Source organism: Staphylococcus sp. GDY8P54P (genome assembly GCF_017892645.1).
GTDB lineage: Bacteria > Bacillota > Bacilli > Staphylococcales > Staphylococcaceae > Staphylococcus > Staphylococcus ureilyticus.
This window is the reverse complement of the sequence record NZ_JAESLN010000010.1, coordinates 180,837-193,552: the sequence shown is the minus strand read 5'-3', so window position 1 is coordinate 193,552 and position 12,716 is coordinate 180,837. Positions and strand designations below refer to the sequence as shown.

The 12,716-nt window shown below is 35.0% G+C and carries 10 protein-coding genes; 6 read left to right on the top strand and 4 right to left on the bottom strand.

Annotation, left to right across the window (positions count from 1 at the left end; genetic code table 11):
• The first annotated feature begins 33 nt into the window (after nt 1-33).
• From KA883_RS06785 to KA883_RS06760, 6 genes are all read left to right on the top strand, one after another.
• Nucleotides 34-381 carry a MerR family transcriptional regulator gene (locus tag KA883_RS06785; RefSeq protein ID WP_046207145.1) on the top strand — a complete coding sequence of 116 codons (348 nt, stop codon included), beginning with the start codon at nt 34-36 and terminating at the stop codon, nt 379-381.
• 400 nt (nt 382-781) lie between these two features.
• Nucleotides 782-2,356 carry a fatty acid degradation protein FadX gene (gene fadX, locus KA883_RS06780; RefSeq protein ID WP_046207144.1) on the top strand — a complete coding sequence of 525 codons (1,575 nt, stop codon included), beginning with the start codon at nt 782-784 and terminating at the stop codon, nt 2,354-2,356.
• Between the two features lie 18 nt (nt 2,357-2,374).
• Nucleotides 2,375-3,901, top strand: coding sequence for a long-chain-fatty-acid--CoA ligase FadD (gene fadD / locus KA883_RS06775; RefSeq protein WP_210139921.1), 1,527 nt, complete (start codon nt 2,375-2,377; stop codon nt 3,899-3,901).
• Nucleotides 3,902-3,973: 72 nt separating this feature from the next.
• Entirely contained in the window at nt 3,974-5,182 is a 1,209-nt protein-coding gene (gene fadE / locus KA883_RS06770; RefSeq protein ID WP_481906353.1) for an acyl-CoA dehydrogenase FadE, read from the top strand.
• A gap of 44 nt (nt 5,183-5,226) precedes the next feature.
• The gene (gene fadB / locus KA883_RS06765) at nt 5,227-7,482 is read left to right on the top strand and encodes a 3-hydroxyacyl-CoA dehydrogenase/crotonase FadB (RefSeq protein ID WP_046207141.1); all 2,256 of its coding nucleotides are present in this window, start codon (nt 5,227-5,229) and stop codon (nt 7,480-7,482) included.
• A gap of 34 nt (nt 7,483-7,516) precedes the next feature.
• A complete protein-coding gene (locus tag KA883_RS06760; RefSeq protein WP_046207140.1) occupies nt 7,517-8,701 on the top strand; it encodes a thiolase family protein in 1,185 nt (394 codons plus the stop codon).
• Nucleotides 8,702-8,905: 204 nt separating this feature from the next.
• Here KA883_RS06760 and KA883_RS06755 read toward each other — a convergent pair whose 3' ends face one another.
• The 4 genes from KA883_RS06755 to KA883_RS06740 all read right to left on the bottom strand — a co-directional run bounded on the left by KA883_RS06755 (nt 8,906) and on the right by KA883_RS06740 (nt 12,381).
• Nucleotides 8,906-9,364, bottom strand: a complete 459-nt coding sequence (locus KA883_RS06755; RefSeq protein WP_046207139.1) for a DUF4188 domain-containing protein — start codon at nt 9,362-9,364, stop codon at nt 8,906-8,908.
• Nucleotides 9,357-9,827 carry a DUF3021 domain-containing protein gene (locus tag KA883_RS06750; protein ID WP_046207138.1) on the bottom strand — a complete coding sequence of 157 codons (471 nt, stop codon included), beginning with the start codon at nt 9,825-9,827 and terminating at the stop codon, nt 9,357-9,359. The genes KA883_RS06755 and KA883_RS06750 overlap by 8 nt, the downstream gene beginning before the upstream one ends.
• A complete protein-coding gene (locus tag KA883_RS06745) occupies nt 9,824-10,264 on the bottom strand; it encodes a LytTR family DNA-binding domain-containing protein (RefSeq protein ID WP_052722064.1) in 441 nt (146 codons plus the stop codon). Before KA883_RS06745 ends, KA883_RS06750 begins: the two co-directional genes overlap by 4 nt.
• Nucleotides 10,265-10,479: 215 nt before the next feature.
• A complete protein-coding gene (locus KA883_RS06740; protein ID WP_046207137.1) occupies nt 10,480-12,381 on the bottom strand; it encodes a diflavin oxidoreductase in 1,902 nt (633 codons plus the stop codon).
• Nucleotides 12,382-12,716 lie beyond the last annotated feature (335 nt).

Here is a 12,716-nt window from a genome sequence, read left to right as displayed (position 1 = left end):
CTTTATAAGGTCACCTTTTTTAGGAGGTAAATTATGCAAGTCAAACAAGTTGCCGATAATTTAGGTATCAGTGAACACACCATTCGATATTATGATAAAGCAGGGCTTTTTCCTTTTGTTCAGAGAAATAAGAATGGCTATAGAGATTTTTCAGAAGAAGACTTATATTGGATTGAATTTATAAAATGCATGCGTCAGACACATATGCCTATATCAAAATTAAAAGAAATTGCGGAGTTATATCATCAAGGCAGTGACACAAAAACGAAGCGGAAAAATATATTTTTGGAACATCAAAAAAATTTAATTGAACAAAAAAAGATTATAGATCAAGGGCTTCAAACATTAGAAGAAAAATTTAAATTGTTGGAGAATGAATAGATAAAAGTACAGCGCGAGTGGTAGCAGCAAGTGATATACAAATGACTGTTTCCTTTTTTGTAGTACCTTACAACAGAAAATGTAATGAATACGTCTGGGACAAAGCAATCATGTTCCAGATTTTTTTATTATCTTTGGATATATCCTTTTTTTAATAAAACATTTTGTTTGCCTAGTTCTCTTTCAATGATTTTCATATTTTCCTTCACACACTTCCAAAACCGTCATAGCAGATGTTGTGTATATTTTCACAATTCACTATAATCGTAAAATTTAAAATTTTTGCATAAATTTCAAAAATAATGGTATATTACATGTAAGGGCTTACATACATGAAGAAAGGAGATATTTATCACTCAATATTTTATTAGTTGGATTAAACATAGATAGGAGAAACTGTATGAAAATTATTCCATTTTCAGATTTGAAAGACATCGTAAAAGAAGGTGATGTTATAGCTCTGGCAGCCTTATCTACAGCAAATTTACCAGCTGAGATACTTAAAACGTTAGTCGAACAATATGATGAGGATCAATCACTTAATAATTTAACGTTCATGCTTGCTAATGATATTAGTGACTATAGAGGTGACAGTTATGATTTAGATTCATTCGTTTCAAGGGGTATGGTTAAACGATTAATCACGAGTATTATTACTGGTTCACCAGCAACGATTCAAGCAATGCAGAACAATGAAATAGAGGCTTATTTCCTTCCTCAAGGTGTTATAACCACACATTATCGAGGAAGTACGGAAGCTTTTCCAGGGCCGATTACTAAAATTGGTTTAAATACAAATGTGGATCCACGTTATTCTGGTGGAAAAGTCAATACATGTACGACTGAGGATTTGGTTTCTTTAATAAATATCAATGATGACACTTATTTGAAATATCAGTTTCCAGAAATTGATGTAGCTTTACTAAGAGGTACATATGCTGATGAAGCAGGCAATATTTATATGAAGCATGAGACACACTTAGGAGAAGGTTTTAGTTTAGCAGCAGCTACGCATAAAAATAAGGGAAAGGTCATTGTTCAAGTGAAAGAAGTGATTCAAAGTGGTCGTTTCAATCCAAATGAAGTGTTTATACCTGGCAAATTAGTAGATTATATTGTAGTGAACCGTGATCCAAAATATCATAGACAAGTGATTCAAACGTACTATGATCCGGCACTTTCAGGACATTATCAAATTACAGAGATGCGAGAACCATATATAGAATTGAACACTCGAAAAGTAATTTTGAGACGTGCTGCTCAATTTTTACTTCAAGGTGATGTCATCAGTATTGGTTTTGGCATAAATAATGAGTTATCCAATGTTTTAACTGAAGAAGGGGTTAATAATTTAGTACAGCCCAATATAGATACAGGCGTGTTTGGTGGTTTGATTAGCAGCGGAAAATATTTTGGTATGAACTATAACTTAAGTGCACGTATGAGACACGATATGACTTGGGATTTCATTTATAACGGAGGCGTTGATATAGCCTTTCTAAGCTTTGCTCAAGTAGATTCCAAGGGTAATGTAAATGTCTCAAAATTTGGCAATAAAATGAATGGCTGTGGTGGGTTTATCGACATAAGTCAAACGGTAAAAACAATTGTCTTTTCCGGTTCATTAGTTGTCGGGGGTCAACTAAGTTATGAACAGCGCAAGGTTAATGTAGAACAAGAAGGTCACATACCAAAATTTATCAATGAAATTGATAATATTGATTTCAATGTTGAAAATGCGTTTTTGCTTGAACAAGAGATTTACTTTGTCACCGAAAGGGCTGTATTTGAACTCACACAACAGGGATTAATGCTCATTGAAATAGCTCCTGGTCTTGATTTAGAGCGAGATATTCTAGCAAATATGGAATTCAAGCCGCTCATTGCAACGCATTTGAAAGAAATAAATAGCGATATTTATCAAGATAAGTGGGGAGGATTGTCTGATGCAATAAAGTCGGATTATCGTATTTAAACTAAGGGGGAGAAAAATATGAACTACGACTGGATTAAAACAAGAGCGACATTTGATGATGAAAAAGCCGCAGTGATTGACCCATTCAAAGGCACAGAATGGACTTATCAAGATTTAAATATTCGTGCAGAAAATTTAGCTAATCATTTACAAGATCAAGGTGTAAAACGTGGCGATGTCGTCGGTATATTTACACCTAATGACGTAGCATTATTAGATTTGATGTTCGCTTCATTTAAATTGGGGGCTGTATACTTACCAATTAACTGGCGTTTGAAAACACAGGAAATAAAAAGTGTGATTGCAGATTCAAATGTCAAACTCATTTTTTACGCTGAGAAGCATGTCTCAAGTTTAGAAGGTATTGCAGATGACTTACTGCACATGGATATTGACTCAAAAGTATATGATGATATAGTAGATCCTTCGCAACACCGTCCTTTCAATACTGTTAATGTGGAAGGAAACGATTTAGCATCGTTAATGTATACAAGCGGTACAACGGGATTACCTAAAGGAGTTATGTTTTCATATGATTCTTTTGTAAATAATCCAATCAATATTGCACTGACTTATAAAATTAATTCGACATATACAACAATTATTTCCACACCAATGTTCCATGTCTTAGGATTTAACGATTTGACGCTGCCTTTATTAATGGCTGGAGGCACTCTGATATTACAGCGTTATTTTAATGGCGAAGCGCTAAATGATTTAATGGCTCAGTACAAACCAAATTATTTAATTCAGATTCCAACGATGTATTATGCCATGTTGGTAGCAGAAAATTTCGACTTAAAAAACTTTGAAAGTATCGATTTCTTAATTCAAGGTGGTTCATCACCTTTACCAATGGTGCAAAAGAAATTTAATAGTTTAGGCTATTCAATTATTAACGGTTATGGCTTAACTGAAGCACCGCTCGTAATGGTCAATACACCGGAAAATGGTGCGCAGAAACCAGGCAGTATTGGTAAACCAGTCATGTTTACGGATATATGCATATTCGATGATAACTTTGAAGAGGTAGAAGTTGGTGAAATCGGTGAACTTGGCGTTCGTGGTAATAATATAACACCTGGTTATTGGAACAAACCTGAAGAAACTGGAAAAACATTTCATGGCGAATATTTCTTAACAGGCGATTTAGCAAAAGTAGACGAAGATGGTGATGTCTATATCGTTGATCGTCGTAAAGAAATGATTATTACTGGTGGTGAGAATGTCCTACCTTCCGAAGTGGAAACGGTATTAGCAGAACACCCACTCGTAGCTCAAGGGGTTGTCGTTGGATATGATAGTCCTAAATATGGTGAATCAGTTGCTGCAGCAGTTGTGCTTACCGAAGATGATCCGGATTTTGAAGCAAAATTAGATGCGCATATGCGTGAAAATATTGCTGGTTATAAAATACCGAGATTATATTTGAAATTGACACACATGCCATTGAACTCTACATCAAAAGCAGACAAATTAGAACTTCAGAAATACATGAATGAGAAAGCTCAAGAAGAAGCCAAAGGTGTTGACGATTTGAATTAAAATAAAATGCTGAAAAGCACAAAATTTTTTTACTATAAATGTAAGCGCTATCAAAAAATGGAGGTTTTAATTATGCCAACAAAAGAAGAAACACTAAAAGCATTGTACCCAGAAGATATTTTAAGTATTGGAAAAGATTTAACGGAAGGCGAAGTGAAATTATTAAAACAATTGAATGATATGTTAGAAGAAAAATATCGTGATTCTGTGAATGAACATTGGTTAAATGCCACTGAGCCAGAAGGTTATTTTGACGAGTTAGGAAAACTTAACTATTTTAATAATCCATTGCTGTTTGAAGGTCGTGAAGGCGCCCGTACACCGAGTCAAATGTTCCAGTTTTTCATGTCATATACGATTGCAAGATTTGATGTATCTTTAGCAACATTGTTAGGTGTGCATCAAGGATTAGGACATAATTCATTTTGGTTTGGCGGTAGTAAAGAACAACAGGCCTATTATCTACCCAAGTTACAATCACATGAATTACGTACTTGTTTTGCGCTGACAGAACCAGAACATGGCTCTGATGTCGCAGGAGGGTTAGAAACAACTGCAAAACGTCAAGGCGATGAATGGATTATTAACGGAGAAAAGAAATGGATTGGTGGAGCAAATGTTTCAGATGTCATGCCAGTCTATGCCGTAGATGTTGAAACTGGCAAACCGAAAGGATTTATAATTGAGCCAAGTCAAGAAGGCGTAGAAATTGAACTGTTAGAACATAAAATTGCACTAAGAATCGTACCTAATGCAAAAATTCGTTTGAAAAATGTTGTCGTCAAAGAAGAACAGCGTTTACAAAATATTAATAGCTTTAAAGATATCGCGAAAGTTTTATATTCAACACGTGCAGGTGTGGCTTATATGGCGACAGGTGCAATGGCTGGCGCATTGAAAGCAACGACAGATTACGTAACAAAACGTAAACAATTCGGTAAAGAAATTAGTAAATTCCAACTTATTCAAGAAAAATTGGCAATGATGCAAGGAAACTTAGCACAAGCCATGACTACATGTGCACAGCTCGCACGTATGCAAGCTAACGGTGAATATGATGAAGTAGCGACTTCAACAGCTAAGATGATGAATTCATTAAGATTGAGAGAGACTGTAGCCATGGGTCGTGGTGTTCATGGTGGTAACGGTATATTAGCTGGAGAATATGATATCGCTCGTTTCTTTGCAGATGCAGAAGCAATATACACATACGAAGGTACACACGAAGTCAATGCATTAGTTATCGGTAGAGCAATTACAGGAGATTCCGCATTTATATAAAGATTTATGTGTAAGATGTTAATGAAAAAATTGGAGGGTTTAGTATGACGATAAGAAAAGCAACAGTGCTAGGTGCAGGAACAATGGGTAGTCAAATTGCTGCACTACTTGTAAATGCAGGCTTAAAAGTTAAATTATTGGATATTGTCATTGATGAAAATGATCCTAACAAAATCTCGAAAAAGGCTTATGAAGCAATTACAAATCCTAAACGTCCACAACTGTTTGATTTATCATTTGCCTCAAACTTATCATACGGTAATTTTAATGAAGATTTACAAGATGATGATGCAGATATATATATTGAGGCGGTTAAAGAAGAAGTGGACATAAAGCATCAAATTTGGGATCAAGTTAAAAAAGTAGCGAATAATGATGCAGTGTTTGCAACAAATACTTCAGGCATTCCAATTGAAGCAATTGCAGAGGTATTTGATGATAGTGATAAAGAAAGATTTTTCGGTATGCACTTCTTCAATCCACCTAGAATCATGAAATTAGTGGAAATTATCCCCAATAAACAAACACATTCAGCGGTTGTTGAACGGGTACAAACCTTTGCAGAAGATGTATTAGGTAAAGGGGTAATTGTAGCAAATGATGTACCTGGTTTTGTTGCCAATAGAGTTGGCACACAAACAATGAATGATATTATGTATCGCGCAGAACAGCAAGGTTTCTCTATTACTGATGTTGATGCATTAACTGGTCGCAGTATTGGTCGACCTAAAATGGGCACATATGGGCTGTCTGATTTAGTAGGATTAGATATTGCTATGGCTGTAATCAAAGGATTGCAAAAAATTCCAGAAGAGCAACCATTCTTCAAAGATGTAACACTTTCTGAAAAATTAGCCGAAAATGGTGCACTCGGAAATAAAACAAAACAAGGGTTTTATAAAAAAGTAAATAAACAACGTTATGTTTATGATGAACAGCAAAATGACTACGTTGAGCCAAAGCAGCCACAACTAGAAATTTTAGGTCGTTTTAGTAAAGACCTTGCCTCAAATTTAGATGTTATCTTTAATGCACAAGATGATGCAGGTGTATTCTTATGGGAAACATTGAGAAATAATTTCTATTATTCAGCATTGAATGTACCAAAAGCTGCGGAAGATTTTAAAGATATTGACCGCGCATTAGTTTGGGGATTCAACTGGAAATTAGGACCATTCCAATTATGGGATTTAATGGGATATGAACGTGTTAAATCTCGTATGAAAGAAGAATTAGGTCAGTTACCAGATTGGATTGAGCAACGCAACGAACCGTTTTATGCTGAAGGTGAATCTATTGAACGCGTGACACCTGTAACAGCTTATATCGATTCAGAATTGTGGGATAGATCCGATTCTAATTTATCTATAGCAAATAAAGATCAATTATTATTAAAATTACAAAGTAAAAATAATGTCATTTCAAATAGCTTTTTATCTGACTTATTAGAAGCAATTGATAAGCTTGAAAATGAAGACTTCACGAGCATGGTGATTTACGCAGGTGGTAACAACTTTAGTGTAGGTGCTAATTTATATCAAATGAAGAAAGCACATGAAGACGGGAAAGTGGTTTCTGAAGTAGGTGAAGCGGTCGAACAATTACACCATGTATTTGCGAGACTAAAACATGCGTTGAAACCTGTTGTAACAGCTGTTCAAGGACGTGCATTAGGAGGCGGTTGTGAACTTGTATTACATTCACCAATTGTTGTAGCGGCGAGTGAGTCTTACATTGGCCTTGTAGAAACAGGTGTAGGTTTATTGCCAGCAGGTGGCGGACTAGCAGAACTAACAGATCGTATTATGCGTACAAATCATAAAAAAGATGATAAACAAGCGTCTATTACCAATATTTTAATGCAAATTGGCTTTGCTAAAGTATCTACAAACGCTTATGAAGCAAAAAGATATGGCTATTTAAAAGAAACAGATACAGTTATTTTAAATACCGAAAGACGTATTGAAATTGCATTGAAACGTGCGCGCTATGAATCTGAAGCGAATTATGTACCACTTCCAAAAACTCAATATATCGCTTTAGGTCGAGACTTTAAAGCGTTAGCGGAAGGTCAATTAGATGCACAGCGTGTGGGTCACTTTATTAGTGATTACGATTATGAAATAACATTGAAGATTGCAGAAGTACTAAGTGGTGGAGATGTTCCACGTAACACCTATGTAAATCAAAGATATTTACAAAAACTTGAAAAAGAAAGATTTTTAGAATTACTTCAAAATAAAAAAACATACGATAGAATTTCTCACATGTTAGAAAAAGGAAAACCGCTACGCAACTAATAATCGAACATTATAGAGGAAAGGGTGAAACTAAATGCGAGACGCGTATATAGTAGCTTATGGACGTTCAGCAGCTGGTAAAGCAAAAAATGGTGCAATGACTCATGAAAGACCTGATGAAGTAGCTGCAAAAGTATTGAAAGGTGTTTTAGAAAGAGTTGGAGGTTCATTTGAACCTAGTATGGTTGAAGATGTCATTGTTGGGAATTCATTTCCAGAAGGCTTGCAAGGACAAAATATTGCTAGAACAATCGCCTTATTAGCAGGGATGCCAAATGAAGTACCTGGTCAAACAGTCAATCGTTATTGTTCTTCAGGCTTACAAACAATTGCACATGCAGCAAATCAAATTATAGCGGACCAAGCAGACATTCTAGTTGCTGGAGGTATTGAACTTATGAGTGCGGTACCGATGGGGGGCAATGAGCCAACCAATAACCCGATACTGCAAGACGAAGATTCTGGTGTATCTTATCCAATGGGGTTAACTGCAGAAATGGTGGCTGACACTTACAAGGTTTCTAGAGAAGATCAAGATGCCTATGCAGTACAAAGTCATGCCCGTGCTGCTAAAGCACAAGCAGAAGGTAAATTTGAAGATGAAATTATTCCGATTGAAGTGAATAAAGTGGATTATGATGAAAATGGTCCGGTCGTATCGCAGGCAGTATTTAAAGATGATGAATTGATTAGACCAGATACGAATCAAGAAGCATTATCTAAATTACCCACTGTTTTTAAGGCGGATGGCACAGTGACTGCAGGCTCCTCGGCACCCTTAACTGACGGTTCAGGCTTTGTAGTAGTAATGTCAGGTGAAAAGGTAAAGGAATTAGGCGTAGAACCAATTGCGAGATTCGTAGGTTTTAAAGCAGTTGGTGTAGATCCTAAATTGATGGGGATTGGACCTGCTTATGCAATTCCTGAAGTGTTAAAACAGGCAAACTTGAATGTAGATGATATTGATTTAGTAGAGTTGAATGAAGCATTTGCATCTCAAACAATCGCTTCAATGAGAGAGACAGGTTTAGATGCTCAAAAGACGAATGTTAACGGCGGAGCAATTGCCTTAGGTCATCCATTGGGTGCTACGGGTGCGATGTTGGTTGGCAGATTACTTTCAGAAATGAAAAAACGCCCGGATACACAATATGGTATGGTAACGATGTGTATTGGTGTAGGTATGGGTGCTGCCGGTATCTTTGAATATGTAAGATAATAGTTTAGTAATTAGCTAGTAAAGTAATAAAACACTGAAATAACTATATTCTGTTAGGAATGAGTATAGACAATGCATATGCTCCCTTCAAAGTGACATTTAAAAAATGAAACTTGAAGGGAGCTTTTCTATGCTGAAAACTATTTTAGTATATGTTCATCGCATATAAAGTGATAAGGCAGGATGAGCATTGATAGGTCAGGTTTATGAGCGTAAGCGTTGCTTTGCTGTGTGTGTAGCTTTGGTTACTTTTTCGTTATTACGTGCTTTTCCTAGACCAAAATCGGGCATGTTAATATAAATATTTTCATATTGATTCGCATCGACATTATAAGTCTCATGATAAAAACCTACAGCATCATTTTGCTTAAGTTCTTTCATAAAACGTCGCCATGCTTTTAAATGTACCGGCATTTTTGAATAAGAAAGTAATTTTTCATTAGATTCCCAATATTGAACAATCATCACACCACGATATTTAAATAGCATTTCAAAAGATAAACATCCCAGCGTTTTATCTTTTGATAATTCTCTGAGCATAGGTGGCATAGCTAAGAGTACAGGTAACCATTTATGAATTTTATACCATTTATTTATACGAAGTCCTATTAGAAAAACTGTGACTGAGGCATTGGGTATTACAGTGTATCTCCCTTTATTCATGTTTTTCACCCTTTCTTTTTGAAAGCATAGCGTTAATTTCATTGATATCGTTTTGATTACGTTTCGCTTCTATTGACCAAATGATAAAATAGACAATTGTATAGATAATGATAAAAGATACTAAAGCTGAAACTTTAAGTGGAAACCATCCCGCTAGTATTGCTAAAGGGAGCATGATAACGAACATTAGGGTGAAGTGCACAGATGTTTTAAATAATAATGATTTTCTAGAACTTGAAAATATGAGTGCTCCAAAACTAAATGTAATACCAATTAATGCCCAGATGATAACTGCGATAAACATTGTTTGTAATTCGCTTAAATATTGAAAGTATAAATGACCCATTGTTGAGACAGGGGAGACTGGATGAAATGAAGTATGTGAAAAAACAACTGAAAAAAATAAAGAAATGATAACTCCAATAGCAATACCTGTGATTGCGCCGTGTAATAAGCGTTTCATAATTTTAAAGCCTCCTTGATTAATGGTAAATACCTTCTTGATGAATAAGTGAAATCATTATTAGTAAAACGAATTTCAATTGTGCCATTTTTATTGAGTTTCAAATAATCAATATAATTAATATTTATTATTTCAGATTTAGAGATTTGTAGAAAATAGGTGTTGATTTGAGATTTGATTTCGTATAGTCGCTGATTCATTGTAAATTGTTTGTCTGCGGTAATCATAGTAAGAATTTTATTTTCTATGCGAAAGGAAATAATATCTTCTTGTTTTATAAAGTGCGTTTCCCCTTTATATTTTCCGGGAAATAACTTCGTTTTGGCTAATTTGTTAATATAGTTTACAATGTCATTCACGTGCTCAGTGTGTTCATTGACTTCAATGATTACTTGATTGTTGTCTAAATGCTGATTATATATTACCTTCACATCCATGCTCAGTTCGCCTCCTTCTTATTGATAAGTAAAACAAATAAATGATTTGATTACCATACAAAATAGGTAAGTGGTTGTAATATTATTCTAAACGGCATTTTTAACAGCAATTTAGTATAAAAAAACCACCTCCGTGCGATTATCTGAAAAATAATCGCTGAGGTGGTTGTAGGATTCATATCAATGTAATGATGATGCAGTGATTGGCTCAACTATTAATAAACATCACGTTGATATCTTTGATTTTTAATTAGTTCTGTTAAATAATCTTCTGCTTGTGCTTGATTAAAGTTACCATGCTGAATGAGTACATTGACAAAAGATTGGTGTACTCCTTTTGCCATCTCTTCTTTGTCACCGCAAAGATAAATGGTTGCACCATTTGTTAACCATTGATAAAAATCTTCCCCATTTTCTTCAATTCGGTGTTGAACATAGATTTTATTTTCTGTATCTCTTGAAAATGCTAAATCTAGTTTACTAAGCACGCCTTGGTCAAGCCATGACTCTAAATCATTGCGATATAGGAAATCTGCATCAATATTTTGATTTCCAAATATGAGCCATTGGTTACCTTTCAATCCTAAATGCGCTCTTTGTTGGAGATAAGCTCTGTAAGGCGCAATGCCAGTACCTGCACCAATCATAATGACTGGTGTTTGTTCATCGTAAGGGAATTTAAAATTAGGGTTCTTTTTAAGGTAAACAGGTAATTTATCACCTAATTGTGTACGATCTGCGAGTTGTACAGAACATACGCCATGACGTTCACGATGATGTGCGTCATATTTAACTACGCGTACAGTGATATGGACGGTATGTGGATTTACTTGATTACTGCTAGCAATAGAGTATTCTCTTGGCGGCAATTTTCTCAATAAGTCTTTTAACATATCAGGTGACAGCGCGACAGGTGTAAAATCTTTAATTAAATCAATGAAATCTCTGCCATAAATATAATCTTGTACCCATTCGTTGTTTTGAACATTTGCATTTAGCATAGGATTTCCAAATAACGCAGCTGCATTATTTAATATAGATGGTGTTAATTTAGCAATTTCAAATTCATTCGTAAGTGCATCCTGTATAGTGGTACTATTACCGCTATTGTCTATGTCTATTGTTGTTGTGCCATCCCAATCCAATGTTTGGATTACTTCTTCTACAAGTTCTGGGTTGTTTTTAGGGATAATTACTAAGCTGTCTCCAGGTTCGTAGGCTTCGCCATACCCTTCTATAGATAATTCAAGATGTCTGACTTCACGGGTAGCAGTTGGTTCAGTTAACACACTATTTTTGATGATTTCAGCATAAAATGGATGTGTTTTTGAATAAGTTGCTTGCGGTTCTTCGACAACGACATCTTCATCTTTAGGTTCATTTTTTGAACTACCAGGAGACATTTGAGACAAAAGTTCAAGCATGTCAATAATCCATTGTTCAGATACTTCTTCAAAATCAAAATCACATTCAACGCGATCAGCTAATCGATGACCACCTAAATCACCTAAGATTTTATCGAAATCTTTGCCCGCTTGACAGAAATCAGGATAGTCTTGGTCACCTAATGCGAGTACTGAGAAGTTTAAATGACTTAAATCAGGTGCCTCGTCACTATGCAGGTAGTCATAAAAATCCAACGCATTAATCGGAGGTTCTCCTACACCATGCGTTGAAGTAATGATAAACACATGGTTAACTTTTGATAAGTCCTCTTGAGGAAAATCATCCATTTCCCAAGTATGAACTGTAAAATCATGTTCTTTTAATTTTGTTTCAAATTCATCAGCAATTTCTTCAGCATTGCCTGTTTCTGTTCCAAATAAAATGTTTACTTCTATAGGCTCATCCGTAGATATTGTCGAATGCGTCGTATCTTCTGTTGGTATTTCTGAATTAGTTGTGTTAATGGACGATGTTAATTCAGCTGTTGCGTTTGCGTGTTCAGATGTTTCAGGATGATCGGTATATTGCGATGGGTCACCTTCATCTGTAGAAGCATTAAGCAAATAGCCACTTAACCAAGACTGTTGATTTGATGACAGTGTTGGCATAAGTTGTTGTATAAGTTCCAATTGATTTTCATCAAAAGGGGAATTTGATTTATTTAATTCCAAAAAGGTCACCTCGTATTGTATTAAAAATTTATAGTAAAGCATGCACAATAACACGCTATTTATATAATAGAATTTAATTGAAGTATAACATTGATTTTAATTTTTTAAATGATAGAGATTATCATCTATTAAAAATCCAACTTATGACCTATGTATTTATTCCATAAAAGTGGGACGGGATAGAAATCAAAAATTGTATTTGATATCAAATTCCCGCCCCAGTTAAGTTGGTAATATGTTGGTGTCTATAAACAGTTAATGATAATTGTTTGTGTAACGTTATTTCAAATAGTTACGTATCAACATAATCATATTTTAGAATTTATTGTCTATTT

Bases quoted from the DNA above. Each gene is read 5' to 3' on its own strand.
- KA883_RS06785 (WP_046207145.1), top strand. From the start codon at position 34: ATGCAAGTCAAACAAGTTGCCGATAATTTAGGTATCAGTGAACACACC.
- fadX (WP_046207144.1), top strand. From the start codon at position 782: ATGAAAATTATTCCATTTTCAGATTTGAAAGACATCGTAAAAGAAGGT.
- fadD (WP_210139921.1), top strand. From the start codon at position 2,375: ATGAACTACGACTGGATTAAAACAAGAGCGACATTTGATGATGAAAAA.
- fadE (WP_481906353.1), top strand. From the start codon at position 3,974: ATGCCAACAAAAGAAGAAACACTAAAAGCATTGTACCCAGAAGATATT.
- fadB (WP_046207141.1), top strand. From the start codon at position 5,227: ATGACGATAAGAAAAGCAACAGTGCTAGGTGCAGGAACAATGGGTAGT.
- KA883_RS06760 (WP_046207140.1), top strand. From the start codon at position 7,517: ATGCGAGACGCGTATATAGTAGCTTATGGACGTTCAGCAGCTGGTAAA.
- KA883_RS06755 (WP_046207139.1), bottom strand. From the start codon at position 9,364: ATGAATAAAGGGAGATACACTGTAATACCCAATGCCTCAGTCACAGTT.
- KA883_RS06750 (WP_046207138.1), bottom strand. From the start codon at position 9,827: ATGAAACGCTTATTACACGGCGCAATCACAGGTATTGCTATTGGAGTT.
- KA883_RS06745 (WP_052722064.1), bottom strand. From the start codon at position 10,264: ATGGATGTGAAGGTAATATATAATCAGCATTTAGACAACAATCAAGTA.